This window comes from Ruegeria sp. CDSC052, assembly GCF_059610685.1.
The window spans coordinates 957,024-978,290 of the sequence record NZ_JBXWOB010000001.1; the positions used below are offsets into that span (position 1 = coordinate 957,024).

The following is a 21,267-nucleotide window of genomic DNA, read 5'->3' on the forward strand; positions in this document are numbered from 1 at the left end:
CCCATATGCCCGACGATCTGTTGACGCCCGAAGCGACCAATACCTATGACGCCTCATCCATTGAGGTGCTCGAAGGTCTTGAACCTGTTCGCAAACGCCCCGGCATGTATATCGGCGGCACGGATGAGCGTGCGCTGCACCATATGGTCGCTGAAATCCTCGACAACTCGATGGACGAAGCGGTGGCAGGCCATGCCAACCGGATCGAGGTCGAACTGCACGGCGATTACGCCCTGACCGTGCGCGACAATGGGCGCGGCATTCCGATCGATCCGCACCCGAAATTCCCCGACAAATCCGCGCTTGAGGTCATCCTGTGCACATTGCACGCGGGCGGCAAGTTCTCGGGTAAGGCGTATCAGACCTCGGGCGGTCTGCATGGGGTTGGTGCATCTGTGGTCAATGCTTTGTCGGATTCCATGGTTGTTCAGGTGGCCCGGGACAAACAGCTGTTCGAACAACGCTTCTCGCGCGGAGTACCTCAGGGACCAGTTGAAAAGGTTGGCGCAGCGCCCAACCGGCGCGGCACCACGGTGACCTTCCACGCCGATCCCGACATCTTTGGCCACCACAAGTTCAAACCGGCGCGGCTGTTCAAATCCATCCGCTCCAAGGCCTACCTGTTCTCGGGCGTCGAAATCCGTTGGAAAACCGCCATCGATGACGGCGAAACCCCCACCGAGGCGACGTTCCACTTTCCCGGCGGGTTGTCGGATTACCTGAAGGAAACGATGAACGGCTCGTCCACCTATGCCGATCAGCCCTTTGCCGGCACCGTGGACTTTCGGGAAAAATTCAATGCCGCTGGCAAGGTCGAATGGGCGATCAACTGGACCCCCTCACGCGACGGGTTCATCCAATCCTACTGTAACACCGTCCCCACGCCCGAAGGCGGCACCCATGTGGCAGGCTTCTGGGCCGCTGTCCTCAAGGGCATCAAAGCTTACGGCGAGCTGATCAACAACAAAAAGGCCGCGCAGATCACCCGCGACGACCTGGTCACCGGCGGCTGCGCCCTGGTGTCCTGCTTCATCAGCGAGCCTGAATTCGTTGGCCAAACCAAAGACCGCCTCGCCACGGTCGAAGCACAGCGGCTGGTCGAAAACTCGGTCCGTGACCATTTCGACAACTGGCTGGCCGCAGATAACAAATCCGCCGGAGCGATCCTCGACTTCCTCATTCTAAGGTCCGAGGAGCGCCTGCGCCGACGGGCTGAAAAGGAAACGCAACGCAAGTCCGCCACTAAGAAACTTCGTCTCCCCGGCAAGCTGGTGGACTGTTCCAGTTCAACCCGCGACGGCACCGAATTATTCATCGTCGAGGGCGACTCGGCGGGCGGCTCGGCCAAGATGGGCCGCAACCGCAAAACACAGGCGCTGCTGCCCCTGCGCGGCAAAATCCTGAACGTGTTGGGCGCGGCCAGTTCCAAGCTGGGCACCAATGCCGAGATCAACGATCTGACCCAGGCGCTGGGTGTCGGGCTTGGCACCCGTTTCAACGTCGATGACCTGCGCTATGATAAGATCATCATCATGACCGACGCGGATGTCGACGGCGCGCATATCGCGGCGCTGCTGATGACGTTCTTCTTTACCCAGATGCGGCCCATGATCGACGCGGGCCACCTCTACCTCGCCTGCCCGCCGCTGTATCGCCTGACCCAAGGCGCCAAACGCGTCTATTGTCTGGACGAGGCAGAGCGCGACGCATGGATGGAAAAAGGTCTGGGCGGCAAAGGCAAGATCGACGTCTCACGCTTTAAGGGTCTGGGTGAGATGGACGCCAAGGACCTGAAAGAAACCACCATGGACCCCGCGTCCCGGAAATTGATCCGGGTCACCATCGACGAGGACGAACCTGGCGAGACCGGCGACCTAGTCGAGCGTCTGATGGGCAAAAAACCCGAACTGCGGTTCCAATACATTCAGGAGAACGCGCGGTTTGTGGAGGAGTTGGATGTTTGAAACGAGCTTCAGCCGATAATAGATTTCCCCCACAAAAAAAGATGAACGCCAAGGAAGAAATCCGAGCAATCAATCGCACGATAGCAGTTTTTAGTACGTGTTGGGCATTGACTGTAATCTGGGTCTTGTTCTTTCCTCACCTATTTCCAACTACCGGCATCTCGCAATCCAAAGCGTACATCTTTATCTTTGCTTGGTGGCCAGCGGCGTTGTTGCTGTATCTAATAAAAAAGAGTGTGTACAAACGCCAATGAGGCAAACGCTTTCGCACATCAGAAAGGACTAACGTGGCGAAACCTGCGACCTTGCTGAGCGCCTGATGGGCAAAAAAACCGAACTGCGGTTCCAATACATTCAAGAGAACGCGCGGTTTGTGGAGGAGTTGGATGTTTGAGGAAGAAATCTAGTTCTTTCTCAATGGGTGCTGGGTAACTCTGAGTTCTGAATTTGCTCGCCTATCCAGTCGGGTATACCTGACTAGGTCGTGTTGACAAAAGGGCCAAACAGATCATTTTCTGAAAGCTACAAACCACGATATGAAACTCAATCGGTGCAAGGCCTTTCCGCCAAATGGAGCGGTGCAGAGTTCAAATCCCAATACATGGCGCGCAAAAGCTTACTGTTTCATATTTTTGCAAACACTTACGGAATCGGCGGGTACGCCTTCAATGTCGGTTTGGCAGAAGACGATCGTATCGTGGCCATTGAGGCGAGTTGGACTGGAAATCACTGAAGTAGCTGTATGTTCTCAGCGCTGCCCAAAACGCTTCGCGCCCGCCTTAAGGGGCGGGTCGAGCGCGTGCTTGATGCTTTGCATCAAGCATTGTGTGAATAGTTTAGTACGTCTCCACTATCCGTAGGCCGGGCTTCAGCCCGGCATCACCGACACCCCGTCCAACCACTCCGCAATCTGCCCGACTGGCCCCTCCCACCCGGGCTCTATGAACAGAAAATGCGCGTGGTTCTCGACCGGCAGAAACGTCGCGCGGTCTCCGTAGAGCTTCGCCAACGCGCGGCAGGTGTTGGGGTTCACGGCCCGATCCTCGGTGCCCGAGACGATCAGAACCGGGCAGTCGACCTTGTCGATATCCACCTTCATCGCGTGGTCGTCGTCGAACATCCAAAAGAACATCTCGAACATCACCCGCCCGCTTTCGGCACCCAGCTGGTCGAACACCTCATGCTGCTGCGCCTCGGGCATCTTGTTCAGCGCAAAGGGCGCCATCAGATCGAACTCAACCCGCATGGGCTGTTTCCAGAACGCCCCGCCCTCCATCAGCGCACGCGGAACGGCGCGTTCGTCGTCGGTTTCGGGCAGCGTGCCCCATGGCGCGTTCGGATTGATCAGAACGATGGCGCTGGCCAAGCCGCGCGCTGCCACCTGCTGCGCCACTACGCCTGCGATGGCGTGACCCAGCAGCACCGGTTTGCCGTCCAGCCCCTGCACGAACTCTGCAATGTCGTTGGCATAGTCGGTGACGCTGACGTCGGTCAGGCCCGGATCGGGTTCGGCCTTGGGGTCGCCGCCATGGTACCGCAGAGCAGGCGTGTGCACGGTCCAGCCCCGGTCGCGGAAGAACCCCGCATAATCGGCCATACACCACGGTCCGGCAAAGGCTCCGTGGATCAGAACAATCTCTTTGGTCATGGAAACGCCCCCTCACCTGCCATCACTATGAGAGATGAGGGAGCGGATCGGCAAGAGGCTTACAGCGCCGCTTTGAACAGCGCCGTCAGGTTGTCCTCGGTCAGTTCAACCGGGTTGCCGCCGCAAGAGGGATCGATGATCGCCCCCTTGACCAGTTCGGGGATTGCCGCATCGGTCACTTTCATATCCGAGAGTTTGCGGGGGATACCCAGCGAGTCATTAAACTCCTGCACAAAGGCGCGGAACCCGTCAAAGCCTCCATCGATGCCCAGATAGGCCGCGGCCTGCTGGAACCGGTCGGCGATGGCGGGGGCGTTGAACTCTAGCACCGCGGGCATACAGACCGCGTTGGTCGTCCCGTGATGGGTGTTGAATACCGCGCCAATCGGGTGGCTCATCGCGTGGATCGCACCGAGGCCCTTCTGGAAGGCGGTCGCGCCCATCGCTGCCGCGCTCATCATTTGCGCCCGCGCTTCGATATCGGTGCCGTCGGCATAGGCGCGCGGCAGGTAGTCCTTGACCAGCCGCATCCCCTCCAGCGCGATGCCGTGTGACATAGGGTGGTAATGCGGGCTGGAGAACGCCTCGACACAATGGGCAAATGCGTCCAGACCGGTGCCGGCGGTGATAAATTTCGGCATTCCCACGGTCAGTTCCGGGTCACAGATCACCACAGTTGGCAGTACCTTAGGGTGAAAGATGATCTTTTTCGCGTGGGTTTCCGAATTGGTGATGACGCTGGCGCGCCCGACCTCGGACCCGGTGCCAGCGGTGGTCGGAACCGCAATGATCGGAGCAATGGCATCGGCATCAGCGCGGGTCCACCAGTCGCCAATATCTTCGAAATCCCAGACCGGGCGCGTCTGCCCGGCCATGAAAGCCACCATCTTACCCAGATCCAGCCCCGAGCCACCGCCAAATGCGATTACCCCGTCATGGTCGCCTGCCCGATATGCCGCAACGCCGGCCTCAAGGTTCTTCTCATTGGGGTTCGGATCCACTTCGCTAAACAGGCCACGCTCCAGACCCGCAGCCTCAAGAATATCCAGCGTCGCCGAGGTGATCGGCAGATCAGCCAGCCCCTTGTCCGTGACCAGCAGAGGGCGTTTCATTCCGGCCGCAGCGCAGGCTTCGGGCAGTTCCTTGATGCGGCCAGCGCCGAATTTGATCGCGGTCGGATAAGACCAGTTTCCAGACAGGCTCATGATGTCACCTTCTTCAGATGGTAGGATTTGGGGCGGGTAAGGTTGTGATAGCCGATGACAGAAAGACCACCGCCACGCCCGGTATTCTTGCAACCGGTCCAACACAGGCCCGGATCCAGATAATCGGCGCGGTTCATGAAGACGGTGCCAGTTTCAATCTGGTCACCGACCTGCGCGGCCCGGTCCACGTCGCGGGTCCAGAGGCTGGCGGTCAGGCCAAATTCGCTGTCATTCATCAGCGCGATGGCTTCGTCATCCGACGACACTTTCATGATACCAACTACGGGGCCGAAACTCTCATCCCGCATCACCCGCATGTCGTGTGTGACATTGGTCAGGATTTGCGGGGTCAGATATGCCCCCCCATCATCCTCGGGGAAAGTGTCGATATGGGTAACTGCGCCATCCGCAACTGCCTCGGCAATCTGCGCGCGGACCTCATCGGCAAAGCGTATATTGGCCATCGGTCCAATCGACGTCTCTGCATCCAGCGGATTGCCCAGCTTATAGCCCTGAACAATCTCAACCGCTTTGGCAACGAACGCATCATACAGGCTTTCGTGCACATAAATCCGCTCAATCCCGCAGCAGCACTGGCCCGCGTTGAACATCGCACCGTCGATCAACGTATCAACAGCTGCGTCCAGATCGGCGTCGTCCATGACATAGCCTGGATCCTTGCCGCCCAACTCGGTACCGACCCCGGTGAATGTGCCCGCCGCCGCACGTTCCATCGCCTGACCACCACCGACCGAGCCAGTGAAGTTCACGAAATCAAACGCATTTCCAGCGATCAAATCGTTAGTCACATCATGACTCAGGAACACATTCTGGAACACATCCTCAGGAACACCTGCCGAATGGAAAGCCTGCGCCATCCGCTCACCCACCAACAAGGTCTGGGTCGCGTGTTTCAGCACCACGGTATTGCCCGCAATCAACGCCGGGGCCACCGTATTGATCGCAGTCATGTACGGGTAGTTCCAGGGCGCCACGACAAAGACCACCCCGTGCGGAATGCGTTTGATATAGCGCCTGAAGACCTCATCCTCGCCCACCGCAATATCGGCCAGTGCACCCTGCGCGATCTCGGCCATATGGCCGGCGCGCTCGTTGAACCCGCCGAACTCTCCGCCGTAGCGCACTGGGCGCCCCATCATATGGGCCAACTCGGGCACGATTTCGTCATTCATCGCACCAACAGCGGCGACACCCGCCATCACAAGATCAATTCGCTCTTGTAATGGGCGTGCTGCCCAGGCTGTTTGCGCTTCCCTGGCCCGCGCGGCCACCTCAAACGCTGCTTCGCGCGATAAGGTTTCGCGCTCAGCATAAACCGATCCATCGATCGGCGAGATGCATTTCAACATCTGCCCCATCTCCACTCCATCCTCTAAAAAGCAGAATCTCCTGCTTTATCTGGCCAACACAAACCTCGGGGGCCGTCATTGATGCGCCATTGGCTCAAGCACCAATAGCGGCAGGCAGGGCCCCCAGCTTCGTCCACCCTCAGGCCCTTTCGAACCCGCGGGCAATTTCCCAATCAGTAACCACGCTTTCGAATTCCTCGATTTCCACCTCGGCGGCGCGCGCATAGTGATCAACAACTTCGTCCCCCATAGCGGCCCGCAACATGGTTGAGCCAAGCAGGGCATCCCGCGCAGCGGGCAGGTTCCCGGGGATCATGCCGGACTCGCTCTGATACGCATCGCCTTTGGTTGGTGGATCAAGCTCCAACCCTTCCTCGATGCCCGCGATACCCGCCGCCAACATACCGGCAATCGCCAGATACGGGTTCATATCCGAGCCCGGAATACGGCATTCCACGCGAACCGATTTGGTTCCATCACCACACAGTCGGAAACCGGCGGTGCGGTTGTCGACCGACCAGATGATCCGCGTCGGCGCAAAACTTCCTTTTTGGAAACGCTTGTAGCTGTTGATGTAGGGGGCCATGAAACACGTATAATCGGCAGCGTATTTCAACAACCCGGCCATATAGCTTTTCATTACTGCCGACATGCCGAGCGGATCTTTTTCGTCGAAAAAGATTGGCCTTCCCTCAGACCACAGCGACTGATGCACATGGGATGAACTACCAACCTTGTCATGATGCCATTTCGGCAGGAACGTGGCCGCATGCCCGTGCTGCCAGGCGATTTCCTTCACCGCATTCTTGGCGATCGAGTGATACTCGGCCGTTTCCATGGCGGCGGCGTATTTGATGTTCAACTCTTCTTGACCGGTCTCGGCCTCGCCCTTCGTATTCTCGACCGGGATGCCCGCGTTCCACAAATGATTGCGGATGGGACGCATCACATGCTCTTCCTTGGTGGTCTGCAGGATATGATAATCCTCATTATAGCCCGAGATCGGCGCCAGATCGCGAAAGCCTTCCTTGCGGATCTGGTCAAAGCTCTTCTCAAACAAAAAGAACTCCAACTCGGTGGCGCACATCGCGTCGTAACCCATGGCTTTCAGGCGTTTGACCTGTTTCTTCAGGATCGACCGGGGCGCGTGCGGGATCTCTTCATGCGTGTGGTGATCCAGAACATCGCACATCACCATCACCGTGCCCTCAAGCCACGGCACCGGGCGCAAAGTGCTGAGATCAGGTTTCATGACGTAATCGCCATAGCCCCGCTCCCAGCTGGTCGAGGCATATCCGTCAGGCGTGCCCATTTCCAGATCTGTCGCCAACAGATAATTGCAGCAATGGGTCTCTTGCCAAGCGCCTGCCACAAAGTGACCGGCATGAAACCGTTTGCCCATCAGCCGCCCCTGCATGTCCACCATGCAAACAAGAACGGTGTCTACTTCACCTGCTTCAACCTTGGTTTTGAGGTCCGCCAACACAACATCATGACCCATCATGTTCATCCTTCATCACAATCGGGCCCACCGCGCCCCTGTTCCCATCGACGGCCGTTAGTCTTCGGCCGCTTCTTTCTCCATTTCCATAACCAGCCGCGTTTCCAGAACCTGTCCGCTTTTGTAGAGGATCGGATAGGCGATGGCCGCAATATGGCCGTGCAGATCGCGCATAGCGCGCAGTGCCTCCAGATGCAGATCGCTGGACTGGAAACTTTCCGTTTGACCACGCTCCAGCCGCTTTAGATGCGCCTTGCGGCTGTCGCGGGACATCCTTTTGATCTCGGCCTTGTCCAGAACAAGACGGCGGGCACAGTCGACGTCATCTACTAACAAAACGTGTCGCGCCAGCGAAAAACTTTCCTGAATGGTGGCGTGTAAATCCTTGAGTTCTTTCCACCCCTGGGCGGAAAACTCGGCCCTTTCCATGTGTTTAATCTTTGCTGAACGCGTCATTCTGTTCGACACGACATCTCCAGCGGCCTCGAGCCGAATAGCGTATTCCACCAGACCACGGGCGGCTTTGATCTGAGACTTGCTCATATTCTGCCGCGGCAACCGCGCGACAAAGCGTCGGATTTCCGTCAACTGGGCGTTTACCATTTCATCCTGCTGCGACAGGGCAGCAATGGTATCAATGTCGTCACGCTCATAGATATCCAGCACCGGGCGGAACATGCGTTCGACCTGCGTGACCATCTGCAACAATTCGTGGCGCACCGAGGACATCGCAACATCAGGGCCTGTGGCACTGGGGTCGCCTAGCGGATTAAGAGCACCCGAGAACTGATCTGCCACACCAGATTCAGGGTCGGTCTCGGGCATGAGCAAAGCCATCGGCGCTTCCATCCGGGTGACGAATCCGGTTGCCAGCAGAAACACCACGAGGTTGAAACCGATATGGGCAAAGATCAACGATTGCCCAGGTCCGCTGATCATCAATGCGGCATGGGTACCGGTGACGTTGACAGCAAACAGCATCACAAGCGCCGCGCTGCCGCGCAGCAACAGGTTGGCTATCGGTATCCGGCGGGCCGAGACGATCTGGTCCCGCGTCAGCCAGATCGGAATAAAGGCCGAGCCCAAATTGGCCCCCAATACCAACGACAAACCCGCCGCGAATGGGATTGCCCCGATCTGTACCAGCGTCACGCACATCAGGATTGTCGCAACCGAGCTGTGCATGACAAAGGCAAGCACAGCCCCAACGATGAAGGCACTGAAATAGTCGCTTTCAAGATAGCCCGCGATGGCCGGCAAAAAGGCGCTTTCGCGGATCGGATCAACAGCATCGCGCAAAAATTGCAGTGATACCAAAATGAAGGCCACACCCAGAACAATCCGCCCCATCAGGCGAACATTTGCCCGATCGGATTTGAGGTAGAGCCACCCGCCCAGCGCCAGCAACACTGGCTGCAACCATCCCAAATCATAAGACAGTATCTGAATGACCAGAGCCGATCCCAGATCGGCCCCCAAAACCCCCGCCAGGGCGATGCCAAAACTGACCATTCCGGCCGCCGCAAACCCTGTCAGCAAAACCGCCACGGCGGCTGAACTTTGCAGGATCGTAGCCAGAACCATACCCGCGCCACCGGCGACAAAACTGTTTGAATGTCGGGTCAAAAGCGATTGAAATAGCGCGCCAAATCGCCGCTCAATCCCCGTACGAACCAAGCGAACGGCGAAAAGCAGCAACATGGTTGCGGCAAAAATCTCGATCAGAAAACCAGCGATGGCCATGTGTTCATACCCCGTCCGACCGGTGAGCAGCACTGTGCATCCGGTTTCGCATCTCTGTTATTGGGATTGATATGAACATAAGAGGTGTCGCCAGGTGATGTCCAAACCCGACGCGAGAGGAGTTACCCGCGTCGGGAAGTTGCTTATTATCCGTAACGATAAGGCCGACCGGCCTTGAGCATGTCGGCGTTGTATTGCTTGAATATCTCAACAACCCTCGCCTTGATCTCAGATTCTGCTGCAATCTCATCCCAGAATGCGATTGCCGCGCCTTCGACCTGTGCCCATTCCTCATCCGGGATCGTGGTCAGCTGCATTTTGTCTCCATTGACCCGCAAGCTGGCCTCGCCGCCCCAGTACCACCACTGGCGGTAATAATGCGACTGGTCACAGCATACACGGAACAGGGTTTGCAAATCTTCCGGCAACTCGTTCCAGCGATCCATGTTGGCAAAGAAAGACCCGGCCCAGGCGCCTGAGATGTTGTTGGTCAGGAAGTAGTTGGTCACATCCGCCCAGCCGACAGTGTAATCCTCGGTGATGCCCGACCATGCGATGCCGTCCAACTCGCCGGTCTGTACGGCGACCTCGATATCTTCCCATGGCAGTGTAACTGGTACCACACCGAACTGGCTGAGGAAGCGACCCGCTGTAGGGAAGGTGAAGACACGCTTGCCTTGCAGGTCCGCCAGGCTGTTGATTGGGTCCTTGGTGGCGAAATGGCACGGGTCCCATGCGCCAGCCGAGATGTGCTTGACCCCGACTTTCGAGTATTCTTCGTCCCAGATTTCGTTCAGACCGTACTGATTGAACAGAACCGGTACATCCAGGGAATAGCGAGAGGCAAACGGGAAATAGCCGCCGAACACTGTGACATCGGTGGGCGACGCCATCGAGTCATCATCGGACTGTACTGCATCAATGGTGCCTTTCTGCATGGCACGGAACAGTTCGCCTGTCGGAACAAGCTGGTCAGCATAGAACAGCTCGATCTGCATCCGATCACCGGCGATCTTATTGAACATCTCGATTGCCGGGTCGATCACATGCGCCGCCAGCGCAGGACCGGCATAGGTCTGCATGCGCCACGTGATCGTGCTTTGAGCCAGCGCCGGTGCGGCCAGAGGTGCGGCTGCGACCCCTACCCCGGCGGTTTTCAGAAACTTACGTCTTGTCGTCATGTCAATTTCCTCTCTGTTGAAGTGCTTCGTGCCTCTTCGAAAGGCATTCTTGTTAATTTCCATAGACATATCCGGGCAGCCAAAGAGCCAGTTCCGGGAAGATCATGATAATCGTAAGCGCCAGAACCATCACGGCGACGAACGGAAAGATCGAGCCATAGATATCCCTCAGCGTGATTTCTGGTGGGGCCATCGCGCGCATCAGAAATAAGTTATAGCCGAAAGGCGGTGTCATATAGGCGATCTGTGTGGTGATCGTGTACAGAACCCCGTACCAAATCAAGTCAAAGCCCAGCGCACCAACCAGCGGTACATAAAGCGGGGCGACAATGACCAGCATCGCAGTGTCGTCCAGAAACGTGCCCATGACAATAAAGCTGAGCTGCATCAAGATCAGGATCATCCAGGGTGACAGGCCCAACTGGTCGGTAAACAAGTTGTCGATTGCCTTCACCGCACCAAGCCCGTCGAAAACCGCGCCAAAACCAAGTGCTGCAAGGATGATCCACATGAACATGCACGATATCGCCAGCGTATGCTTGATACAGGTTTCAAAAATCGCCCAGGTCATTCGACGTTTGGCCACCGAAACCACCAATGCCGCCAGCGCTCCGATGGCCGAACTTTCAACCAGTGACGTCCACCCGTTCACAAAGGGCACCATCATCGCAGCGAAGATAATCAGCGGCAACGCACCCGCGCCCAGCAACCGGATTTTCTCGGCCCGCGGAACCTCGTGCGCGTCTTTCATCGCTGGACCAAGCTCGGGCTGAATGCGACAGCGGATCCAGATGTAAAGGATGAACATACCAGCCATCATCAGGCCGGGCACGATCCCCGCCAGCCATAACTGTCCCACAGGTTGACGGGCGATCATCGCATACAGCACCAGAACCACCGAAGGCGGTACAAGGATACCCAGACTGGACCCGGCCTGAATGACACCGGTCACCATGGTTTTGTCGTACCCGCGTCTCAACAGTTCAGGCAAAGCAATCGTGGCTCCAATGGCCATCCCGGCCACGCTGAGGCCATTCATGGCAGAAACCAAGACCATCAAACCAATCGTCCCGATGGCAAGCCCGCCATTCACCGGCCCCATCCAGACATGGAACATGCGATACAGGTCATCCGCCAGCCTGCTTTCGCTGAGCACATAGCCCATGAAAATGAACATTGGCAGGGTCAGCAGCGGATACCACTTCATCAGCTTCATCGCGGCTGAAAACGTGATGTCCTGCCCTCCGGTTCCCCACAATGAAAGCGCCGCGATCGTCGCAACCGCACCGATCGCACCAAAAACGCGCTGACCGGTGAACAGCATCAGCATCATCAACGCGAACATGAAGATGGCGATATATTCCTGGCTCATGCCCGCTGTACCCCGATTTCCTGCCCGTTGATCCGCGCAATGTCCTTGAAAAATTCCGAGACTGCCTGCAGCAACATCAGGAAGAAGCCCAACACCATGATGGATTTGACCGGCCAGATATACGGCCGCCACGCAGTCGACGAACGTTCAAGCCGACCGATCTCTTCACTGCCGGTCAGCAGTCCGGTGAAGTAGGAAACGGGTTCGTCGCCCCAATAACCAAGGCTATACGCCGTCGATCCCAACCCGCCATAGAAAAGCACACCCAGATAGAGGATCAGCAAAAGCACGGTAAATGCATCGAACCACGCTTTTCGTTGGGGGCTCCAGTTGTGGTAAAACAGGTCCATGCGCACATTCGACCCTAGCTGGATCGAATATGGCCCACCCATGATGTAATAGGTCACCATCGCAAACTGTGCCATTTCAAGTGTCCAGAGCGACGGTAGGAAGAAGGTCTTTGATATCGAAGACCACAACAGGATGCCCATCATGACAAACAGGCCCCACATCATGACCCGCCCGATCCGATAGTTGATCGCATCCACGATACGGACATATGCGCTCATCGCTTTGATCACGCTGACGCCCCTTCCTGAAAACCGGACAGAACACGCGCAATCCAGGGCACCAGGCAATCGGCCATCTCTGCCTGCTGCTTAGGCGTGCGGATCAAGTCATTGCGGATCTCGATCATCACGTTCAGCAAGCGGTGGGGCAGCGCCTGGGTATCCAGTGTATGAGCTACTCCATCCGCCGCAGAATAAGGCTCATTCAGCCTGATGATAAAAGGGCTGCCGATAGCTTCGTCAGCCATCATCGCTGTGGCAAACTGGTTGTCCACACCGTGCAGAATACCCAGTTCGACCTGCCGTTTCTGCCCCAGATAGATCGGCGTGAAACTGTGGATTGTCACCATCAGCCTAAGTGAAGCGCTGTGCTGATCGATCAAATCCGACAGAGCGGCGCAAAACGGCTGATACACGTTTTCGATTCTGGCCAGTCGCTGCTCGGGCGACATGTTGATGTTCGCCGGGATTTCGTAATCCTCGCTGCGGATCGGCATTGCACCCGCCGCCTCGGGCGGGCGATTGCAGTCATAGACCAGCCGAGACACCCCGCCATGGACCAAAGGTGCTGACATGCGTTTGGCCATAGCCTGCGCCACGGCCAGGGCGCCTGGATCCCAGGCAATATGACTTTCGCGTGCTTCAGCGCTTAACCCCATATCACCCAGAAGAGCCGGGATACGATTAGACGCATGTTCGCACACCAGTACGACCACAGGCGCATTGCCCGCCAAATCCGTATGAACAACTTTGCCGAAGTCCAATCTACCGTCCTGCGATTCCAAAACGAGACATTGTGGAAAAATTTCCACAGACCACATCATCCTGTCAATATTTTTTCTGTATAAATTTTTCCAAGCTTGATCTTGCTGAAAAATTATTCACATTATGGTCTGGTCGCATAATAGGAGGACACGCCAGTGCGGGTGACAGACAGGCTTCTGGCCCATCGGGACAAGATGACCCCGTCTGAACGGCAACTGGTCAGCGTTCTGCTGGATGATTACCCGATGGTCGGGCTGGGTAGTATCACCGAATTGGCCAGTACCGCCTCAGTCTCGACCACTACGGTTGCACGGATGCTGCAAAAGACCGGTTTTGACGGATATCCTCAATTTCAGGCCGCGCTGCGTGGTGAGGTCAAAGAAATGATCTCGGGGCCAGTAGCCAAACGTGATGTCTGGCAGAATGACCTGCCCGAAGAACATATCCTCAACCGCTATTCCCAGCGTTCTCTGGCCAACCAGAAGCGCACAATCGACGAGATCGACCCCGACGAATTCGATAGCTTCTGCAGCCTGCTGAGCGATCAGAACCGGCGTATTTTCATCACCGGTGGCCGCATTACCGGAACACTGGCGCAATACCTGTATCTGCACCTGCAAATGATCCGACCGGATGTCCGCCTGTTGCCGGTCGCCGCATCCTGGACCCATGATCTGTTGGACGTGCGTCAAGGGGATGTGCTGATCGCGCTGGATGTCCGGCGCTATGAGAATGCGAGCCTGTTGATTGGTCAGCTCTGCCACGAGCGCGGGGCCGAAATCGTGCTGTTGACCGATCAGTGGCGCTCGCCAATCCACCGGCTGGCCAAACACACATTCGCGGCGCGCATCTCGGTGCCTTCTGCCTGGGATTCGATGGCTGCGATACTGACCCTGATGGAATGCGCCATAGCTGAAGTTCAGGAACGGCTTTGGGATTCGGTCAAAGATCGCACGGTCGAACTGGAACAGGCCTTTGATCGCACCAAGCTGTTTAGGAAATTCGGTCAAAGTTCGGGCTCTTAGCTTCGGATTGTTCCAAAACTACAACTGCCCGTGAGGAGTGTTGCCACTTGACCGGCGGTTGGTCACTTTGTTTCCATGACATTTATTACCGAAAACCAGCTGCCGCTGCTGATTCTGTTTTTTCTGATCGGCACAGTTGGCACAGCGTTCCTGTTTCGCAAGCCAGCCGGGCATCGCGCATGGAAACTGGCTGATCTGGTCTGGGTGGTTCTGGGCGGGGTCGGCGCATTGGTTGCGGTGATGGCCGGGCTTTATACAGCGGACAGTTCCCGTCTGGACCGGCAGATTGACGTTGCCTATGCCGCAACGCTTGCCTTTGACCGCGACGCCGCGCGGTTTCGATTGCGGTTCTGCGACCCGGCCTATGACAAGGATATCGGAGCGCTGTGCGAAAAAGTTGAGTTCCTTTCAGCCTCAACCGCAAGCAACGCTGACCTGCCCTTGTTTATTGCCGTAACAAACGAAGTCGCCCCTCTGAGGGGGCTACAATTCCTGTTTGGACGGCAGGCCCAGGAAGAGCGCGATGACATGCGCGCGATGACATCGAAAGTGCACTCATTCGACGTCGACCAGTTTCTGGTGTTCACAACGCTGGATGACCCGACACAGGAAGCTATCGACAATCTGCGCAGGAAAGTTCCCGCAATCGCAGGCGACTATTTGATCTTGGCCCAAAGTTACGATGACCTTGTCACTCAGGTCGGCAAGCTTAAGGATGAATGGGAGTATTTGCGAGAAAACGGGCATATTCTGGTGCTTCAGATCATTGCACTGTGCCTTGTCAGTTTCGCCGCCCCGTTCCGGCTGGGCAAATCCATTGTCGAACTCAGAACGACGCTTACTGCCGGTACGCCCGCGCCAACCGCTCGGGATCAGCGCCCAGAAGATAGCGGGTCAGAGTCCACAGATTCCGACCACCACGACGCAACCACCCCGCCCGTTCATACCGGTCCGCGCTCGTAAAGGCGCGGGCGGACAACAGCGTGATGCGGCGCAACTCTTTGGCAAGCGCCACGTCTTCCATCAAGGGCTGTTCCGGGAAACCGCCTGCATCTTGATATTCAGAACGCCGGACTAGCAAGCCCTGGTCACCATAGGGCAACCCAAAGATCCGGCTACGAAGATTGGCCCATCCGGCAACCCAGGATGGCGCAAACCCCGCGGCCACAAAGGCCAGTCTGAACGCCGCAGGTCGCCCGGAGGGCAGATGATCCCGCACAACATTGCTCCACCCGTCCTGCAAAACCGTATCCGCATGAAGTACCAACAGCCAATCGGCTTTGGCGGCTGCACAGCCACGGCGCAGCTGCCCCCCGCGCGAGGCTTCTCCTGTCACGATCCTGGCCCCGGCATTCTCGGCGAATTCATGGGTTTTGTCGGCAGAGCCTGCATCCGACACAATCAATTCGTGGATCAACCCTGCGCGCAGCCCCTCCATCAGCGCCCCAAGTGTCGCAGGCAAGGTTTCGGCCGCGTTCAGGGTTGGAATTACAATACTGATCGGTGCCGGCACGTCGGATATCCTCTGGTCTTATGAGCGACTTCTCATATATCACGAGCACCATGGAAAAGACGAGGACTCTGCCATGCCCAATCGCCGCATTCTGCGCCTAACCGGTGCCGACGTTGACAGCTTCTTGCAGGGGCTGGTGACCAATGACATTGCCGGGCTTGATCGGGGTCTGGTCTATACGGCGCTGCTGACCCCACAAGGCAAGTATCTGGCCGATTTCTTTCTGAAACGCGAGGGCGACGATATCTTGCTGGACGTCGCCGAGGTTATTGCCGACGGGTTGATCAAACGTCTGAGCATGTACAAGCTGCGCGCCGACCTAACGATCGAAGCCAGCGGCCTGAATCTGCAACGCGGCACTGGCCTGGCACCCGATGGGGCCCTGCCCGATCCGCGCCATTCAGATATGGGCTGGCGCGCATATACCGAAGATGCGGAAAGCGAGGACGGAACCGATTGGAACGCGATCCGCGTGCTCCATTGCATTCCCGAAACCGGAATCGAACTGACCGAAGACAGTTATATTCTGGAATCAGGGTTCGAGTTGCTGAACGGCGTTGATTTCAAAAAAGGGTGTTATGTCGGTCAGGAAGTGACCGCGCGCATGAAACACAAGACCGAGCTGCGTAAAGGGCTGCGCACGGTACTTGTCTCAGCCACCACGCCTGTCGGAACCGAAATAACTGCTGACGGGAAATCCGTGGGGCGCCTGTTTACCCAAGCGGATGGCCAGGGGATCGCATATTTCAGGCTCGACAGGGCCAAGGGTGATATGCAGGCGGGCGACGCGACCGTGCGCCTGAAGGAATGAAAATTCTCGAATACAGCCTGGTCATGGCCCCGCCAGCCCCGGAACCATTTGATCCGCCCAGCACAGGCTGCCAAACTAGGTTTGGTTCAGTGATCCGGGTGAGTTGATGTTTCGTCTGTATAAAGCAATTTGGCGTGCCAGTTCCGCCCGGCAGATCATCCTTATCATCCTGTCTATTGCGGTTGCCGCTCTGGCAGCCGTCCCGCTGGAGTTTCAGCGCGATATCATCAACCACCTGACCTCGGACGATGTATCTGTGGACCGAATGATCCTGCTTGGTGCGGGTATGATGGTGGTTATCTTGCTGAGCCTGGGGCTGAAATGGCTGCTCGGCTATCGGGCGGGAACATTGGGCGAGGATATGATCCGCCTGATCCGGCAAAGGCTGCTGGTCCGGTCCGCCGATCTGGATGAAACCGGCGAGACCATGCGCAAGGGGACCATGACTACCGCCATTTCTGCCGAAGCAGAAGAGCTGGGTAAATTCGCAGGCGGTGCCTTTTCCGACCCGGTGGTCCAAATCGGCACTCTGATCAGCGTGATTGGCTATATCTCGTCTACACAGCCGGGGTTGGGTTTGATCGCTTTTTCGATGGTCGCGCCGCAGATCATCATCGTTCTGGTTTCGCAACGCAAAGTGAACGTCTTTGTCGCCGAACGCGTTCGTATACTGCGCCGCGCCACCGACAGTTTGACAGCAGAAAAGATTGACGCGGCCGCGCACGAGATCGAAGCGGAATTCGACAAAATCTACGAAACTCGCCGAAAGATGTTCATCTGGAAGCTCTCGGCCAAATTCCTTCTAAGCGTGATCAATGGCGCCGGGACGGTTGGGGTTCTGATGCTGGGTGGCTGGCTTGTCCTTCAGGGCAGAACCGATGTCGGCACAGTTGTTGCCGCCACCAGTGGGCTCAGCCGTATTCAAGGCCCCACGGCTTTTCTGATCGCCTATTATCGCCAGGTCAGCGCAAACCGGATCAAATTCGAACTGATGCTCGAACTATTTGGCCCGAACCCCGAAAAATACCGACGCGTCAAAGACTAAAAATAGAAAGAACCGCGCAGCGCGGGCTGTCGCGGTTCTCGGTGTCTTGAAGCAGAAGTGCAGTTACGCGCGTTCCGAATAGTCCATGGTTTCAGTATTCACCACGATCATTTCATCTTGGCCCACAAATGGTGGCACCATGACTTTTACACCATTGTCCAGAACGGCCGGTTTGAACGAGTTCGCAGCGGTCTGACCTTTGACCACAGGCTCGGTCTCGACGATCTTGCACGTCACTTTCTGTGGCAGTTTGGCGTTCAGTGCCTCACTTTCGTAAAATTCTACGACGATAGTCATGCCGTCCTGCAGAAACGGGCGGCGATCACCCAACAGATCAGCGGACAGTTCGATCTGCTCATAGGTCTCGGAATCCATGAACACCAACATGCCGTCGGATTCGTATAGAAACTGCTGGTCTTTCTGTTCCAGGCGAACACGCTCGACCTTGTCAGCTGAGCGGAAACGTTCGTTCAGTTTGGAACCATTGCGCAGATTGCGCAGTTCGACCTGTGCAAAAGCCCCGCCTTTACCGGGCTTTACATGATCAACTTTGACAGCGGCCCATAGCCCATCGTTATGCTCAAGCACATTGCCGGGGCGAATTTCGTTCCCATTTATCTTGGGCATGACTTAAATCCTTCACAAACGGTTGATGCGTCAGTCGCGCACCCTATATCTGGCGTGGCCGCACCTGACAAGACAACGACACCTTGTGCTGCAGCCGCAGCAAGCTATGCGCGTGACGCAACGCAACTATGCACATTAGGTGTATCCGAATCGCACTTAATAGGTCATAAGAACCGTCACGCCGAAAATGCAAGAGCAAGAACAACAAGGAAGACGAGATGAGAGATTTCGTTGACGGCACCGCCTTTAACAATGAGCAAGGCAACCGTGCTCGTAAACTTTTCGCAGCCGTCGTTTTGGCTGCGCTGGATGATGCTATCGCCGACGACAAAAAGTATGGCAATGGCCCAGAACAGATCGCCCGCTGGGCACGCTCGCGCGATGGGCGCGAAGTGCTGTCTTGCGCGGGTATCGACCCAAATGAACGGGTTGTCAGCGGATTGATGGATTTCGTTGGTCGCGGTGTGCGGACTTCGGTCGCTCTTTCGCGCGAAGAAAGCGAGCGCCGCAACGCCGCCCAACAGGCCGAAGCCGCCTGATCACAGACACGAGTCTGTTTGAAAAAACGCGCCTCCTATTGATGGAGGCGTGTTTTTTTGTTGCATAGACCCCGAATATGAATTCCGGTGCGAAACTGCGCCCTCACCCGATGACTGAAAAATGATGACAATGCCGCGTCATCCGGGGCTTTCCCTTCACCGTCAAATCAGGTCATCTGCGCGTTAGCTAACAGGAGACACGGCATGGTTCGCGCCATCATGATTCAGGGCACAGGCAGCAATGTTGGAAAATCGGTTCTGGTGGCCGGATTGGCACGCGCCTATACGCGCCGAGGCCTGCGGGTTGCCCCGTTCAAACCGCAGAACATGTCGAATAACGCCGCAGTAACCGAAAATGGTGGCGAGATCGGGCGCGCGCAAGCCCTACAAGCGTTGGCGGCACGACGCGCCACACATACGGATATGAACCCGATCCTTTTGAAGCCTGAAACAGATACAGGCGCGCAGATCGTCATTCAGGGCAAACGCGCCGGAACGATGCAGGCTGGCGATTACCGCAAGGATAAATCCAAGCTGATGACAGCCGCGCGCCAGAGTTTTGACCGGCTCTGCACCGACGCTGATCTGGTGTTGGTTGAAGGGGCCGGAAGCCCGGCCGAGACCAACCTGCGTCAGGGTGATATTGCCAATATGGGCTTCGCCTGCGCCGCGGGTGTGCCGGTCGTACTTGTCGGCGATATTCACCGAGGTGGGGTAATTGCTCAGATCGTCGGGACTCAGGCCGTGCTGGATGCTGGCGATCTGGCAATGATCCGAGGCTTTGCCATCAATCGCTTTAAGGGCGATGTATCCCTATTCGACGAAGGTCGCGATGACATCGCCGCTCGAACAGGCTGGGCCTGTATCGGTGTTGTGCCTTGGTTCGACGATGCCTGGAAGCTGCCAGCCGAAGATATGATGGATATCCGGTCCCACAGTGGCGGTTCCTGTAAGGTTGCAGTACCTCAGTTGGAACGGATGGCCAATTTTGATGATCTTGATCCGCTATCGGCAGAGCCTGGCATCACGGTCGAGATCGTGCCCGCTGGCCGCGCGCTGCCCGGCGACGCCGATCTGGTCCTGCTGCCCGGAAGCAAGTCAACCATTGGCGATTTGGCCTACTTCCGTGCTCAGGGCTGGGATATCGACCTCTATGCCCATGTCCGACGTGGCGGCCATGTGTTGGGGCTATGTGGCGGCTACCAGATGCTCGGGAACACCATTGCTGATCCCGATGGTGTGGACGGGCGGCCAGGTACAGTCGATGGATTGGGGCTGTTGGATGTGGATACCGTTATGGTCGGCGAGAAAAAGGTGACCCTGCGGACTGCACGCGCCCTGCCGGGGCACCAACCGCTAACCGGATATGAGATCCATATGGGCCGCACCGAAGGCAACGATTGCACCCGCGCTTGGCTGGAGGTCGAGGGCCGCCCGGAGGGCGCAGCTGATCGGACTGGCCGGATACGCGGAAGCTACCTACACGGTATATTCTCATCCGATCAATTTCGGGCCGACTACCTACAGGTTTTGGGAGTCTCTTCCACCCTGCACTATGAGGACGGTGTCGAAGATACGCTTGATCGTCTGGCCGACCATCTGGAACGACATATGGATCTGGACCGCTTGCTGGAACTGGCTGAAACGCCGATTAAAGGCTGACTTTTACTCGGCTTTTTGCTCGGCCAACGCACGGTAGATTTCGCGGCGAACCATTTTTCGAACGTTCCGCGTAATGCGTTCACCCAGTACGCCCTGCAGTTCTTCACGAACAACCTGCGCAATCAAAGAGCGCAAGCCATCGTCATCAAGCCGGGACATGGCAGCATCTGCTTCTGAACCTGTTGTATCCGCGGCAGCCGATACCTCTGGGTCCCGTACAAACACTGCCTTTTCAACAGTCTCAGTCTCTGCATCTGGGGCTTCGTCTTGGGGTTGCCATTCCAACGGTTGATTTGGCGTTCCTGAATAGGCATCTACGCTGTCACCGTCGGGCTCCCACTGATCTTCGGTCCTGGCGATCGCGGCTTCCAGCGCCTCAATTTTGGCACTTAGACTTTTGGCTATGCCCTCTTCCGCAACTGGATCAGGTGAATGCTCTGTAGCCGACTCCGCTTCATCACCCGCAACAACATCGCAGGCGCGCAAAAGCATCGGTTTCACCGATTTTTCAGCGCTGTACTCAGCATCCAGCTTGAAAGGCTGCGTCTCGACACCTGTTTGCTCGCCAACCCTGAGCGCATCAGTCAGAACAAGCCGCCCTGGCTTTCGCTCTGACTTGGAACGCACCAGATCGGGAACTTTTCGACCTTCTTCGCTGACCAGCCGCTTGACCGATGACAGTACGTCTTCGATCCCGGAGTTCACGACATTGTCTGTCATTGTTTTC

The 21,267-nt window shown here is 56.9% G+C and carries 18 protein-coding genes; 6 read left to right on the forward strand and 12 right to left on the reverse strand.

The annotated features are described in order from the left end of the window. The first annotated feature begins 5 nt into the window (after positions 1-5). Positions 6-1,964 carry a DNA topoisomerase IV subunit B gene (parE, locus tag AC2FIM_RS04830; RefSeq protein WP_496707895.1) on the forward strand — a complete coding sequence of 653 codons (1,959 nt, stop codon included), beginning with the start codon at positions 6-8 and terminating at the stop codon, positions 1,962-1,964. 868 nt (positions 1,965-2,832) lie between these two features. On the opposite strand, the gene AC2FIM_RS04835 is transcribed toward parE, so the two are convergent. From AC2FIM_RS04835 to AC2FIM_RS04875, 9 genes are all read right to left on the reverse strand, one after another. Next, complete coding sequence (locus tag AC2FIM_RS04835; RefSeq protein ID WP_496707894.1) at positions 2,833-3,612, reverse strand: alpha/beta hydrolase; 780 nt, start codon at positions 3,610-3,612, stop codon at positions 2,833-2,835. Between the two features lie 59 nt (positions 3,613-3,671). Further along, positions 3,672-4,817 carry an iron-containing alcohol dehydrogenase gene (locus AC2FIM_RS04840; RefSeq protein ID WP_142632946.1) on the reverse strand — a complete coding sequence of 382 codons (1,146 nt, stop codon included), beginning with the start codon at positions 4,815-4,817 and terminating at the stop codon, positions 3,672-3,674. Beyond that, the gene (locus AC2FIM_RS04845) at positions 4,814-6,196 is read right to left on the reverse strand and encodes an aldehyde dehydrogenase family protein (protein WP_496677916.1); all 1,383 of its coding nucleotides are present in this window, start codon (positions 6,194-6,196) and stop codon (positions 4,814-4,816) included. The genes AC2FIM_RS04840 and AC2FIM_RS04845 overlap by 4 nt, the downstream gene beginning before the upstream one ends. Before the next feature lie 130 nt (positions 6,197-6,326). Continuing rightward, the gene (locus AC2FIM_RS04850) at positions 6,327-7,688 is read right to left on the reverse strand and encodes a glutamine synthetase family protein (protein WP_496677918.1); all 1,362 of its coding nucleotides are present in this window, start codon (positions 7,686-7,688) and stop codon (positions 6,327-6,329) included. Positions 7,689-7,745: 57 nt separating this feature from the next. Then, positions 7,746-9,431: a Na/Pi cotransporter family protein gene (locus tag AC2FIM_RS04855; RefSeq protein WP_142632940.1), complete on the reverse strand. Its 1,686-nt coding sequence runs from the start codon at positions 9,429-9,431 to the stop codon at positions 7,746-7,748. 146 nt (positions 9,432-9,577) lie between these two features. Next, positions 9,578-10,612 carry a TRAP transporter substrate-binding protein gene (locus AC2FIM_RS04860; protein ID WP_142632938.1) on the reverse strand — a complete coding sequence of 345 codons (1,035 nt, stop codon included), beginning with the start codon at positions 10,610-10,612 and terminating at the stop codon, positions 9,578-9,580. Positions 10,613-10,664: 52 nt separating this feature from the next. Further along, a complete protein-coding gene (locus tag AC2FIM_RS04865; RefSeq protein ID WP_496731789.1) occupies positions 10,665-11,984 on the reverse strand; it encodes a TRAP transporter large permease in 1,320 nt (439 codons plus the stop codon). After that, positions 11,981-12,553, reverse strand: a complete 573-nt coding sequence (locus AC2FIM_RS04870; protein WP_496677919.1) for a TRAP transporter small permease subunit — start codon at positions 12,551-12,553, stop codon at positions 11,981-11,983. Before AC2FIM_RS04870 ends, AC2FIM_RS04865 begins: the two co-directional genes overlap by 4 nt. A gap of 8 nt (positions 12,554-12,561) precedes the next feature. Further along, positions 12,562-13,317 carry an N-formylglutamate amidohydrolase gene (locus tag AC2FIM_RS04875; RefSeq protein ID WP_496677920.1) on the reverse strand — a complete coding sequence of 252 codons (756 nt, stop codon included), beginning with the start codon at positions 13,315-13,317 and terminating at the stop codon, positions 12,562-12,564. 156 nt (positions 13,318-13,473) lie between these two features. Between AC2FIM_RS04875 and AC2FIM_RS04880 the strand changes: the two genes are divergently transcribed. Next, the gene (locus tag AC2FIM_RS04880) at positions 13,474-14,343 is read left to right on the forward strand and encodes a MurR/RpiR family transcriptional regulator (RefSeq protein WP_496731791.1); all 870 of its coding nucleotides are present in this window, start codon (positions 13,474-13,476) and stop codon (positions 14,341-14,343) included. Positions 14,344-15,181: 838 nt separating this feature from the next. On the opposite strand, the gene AC2FIM_RS04885 is transcribed toward AC2FIM_RS04880, so the two are convergent. Continuing rightward, complete coding sequence (locus tag AC2FIM_RS04885) at positions 15,182-15,856, reverse strand: TIGR04283 family arsenosugar biosynthesis glycosyltransferase (RefSeq protein WP_496677921.1); 675 nt, start codon at positions 15,854-15,856, stop codon at positions 15,182-15,184. Positions 15,857-15,929: 73 nt separating this feature from the next. Between AC2FIM_RS04885 and ygfZ the strand changes: the two genes are divergently transcribed. Both ygfZ and AC2FIM_RS04895 read left to right on the forward strand, forming a co-directional pair. Next, positions 15,930-16,667 carry a CAF17-like 4Fe-4S cluster assembly/insertion protein YgfZ gene (gene ygfZ, locus AC2FIM_RS04890; RefSeq protein ID WP_496677923.1) on the forward strand — a complete coding sequence of 246 codons (738 nt, stop codon included), beginning with the start codon at positions 15,930-15,932 and terminating at the stop codon, positions 16,665-16,667. Between the two features lie 106 nt (positions 16,668-16,773). Then, a complete protein-coding gene (locus AC2FIM_RS04895) occupies positions 16,774-17,712 on the forward strand; it encodes an ABC transporter transmembrane domain-containing protein (RefSeq protein WP_271947939.1) in 939 nt (312 codons plus the stop codon). Between the two features lie 63 nt (positions 17,713-17,775). Here the strand turns inward: AC2FIM_RS04895 and efp are convergent, their stop codons facing one another. Then, positions 17,776-18,339 carry an elongation factor P gene (efp, locus tag AC2FIM_RS04900; RefSeq protein WP_142632922.1) on the reverse strand — a complete coding sequence of 188 codons (564 nt, stop codon included), beginning with the start codon at positions 18,337-18,339 and terminating at the stop codon, positions 17,776-17,778. A gap of 218 nt (positions 18,340-18,557) precedes the next feature. Here efp and AC2FIM_RS04905 point away from each other — a divergent pair, with 218 nt between their 5' ends. Together AC2FIM_RS04905 and AC2FIM_RS04910 are read left to right on the forward strand one after the other, a co-directional pair. Then, positions 18,558-18,878 carry a DUF6280 family protein gene (locus AC2FIM_RS04905; RefSeq protein ID WP_108785849.1) on the forward strand — a complete coding sequence of 107 codons (321 nt, stop codon included), beginning with the start codon at positions 18,558-18,560 and terminating at the stop codon, positions 18,876-18,878. Positions 18,879-19,082: 204 nt separating this feature from the next. Continuing rightward, positions 19,083-20,540 (forward strand): cobyric acid synthase, encoded by a 1,458-nt coding sequence (locus AC2FIM_RS04910; RefSeq protein ID WP_271947942.1) that lies wholly within the window; start codon positions 19,083-19,085, stop codon positions 20,538-20,540. A 3-nt stretch (positions 20,541-20,543) separates the two neighbouring features. Here the strand turns inward: AC2FIM_RS04910 and AC2FIM_RS04915 are convergent, their stop codons facing one another. Next, positions 20,544-21,260: a hypothetical protein gene (locus AC2FIM_RS04915; protein WP_271947944.1), complete on the reverse strand. Its 717-nt coding sequence runs from the start codon at positions 21,258-21,260 to the stop codon at positions 20,544-20,546. Positions 21,261-21,267 lie beyond the last annotated feature (7 nt).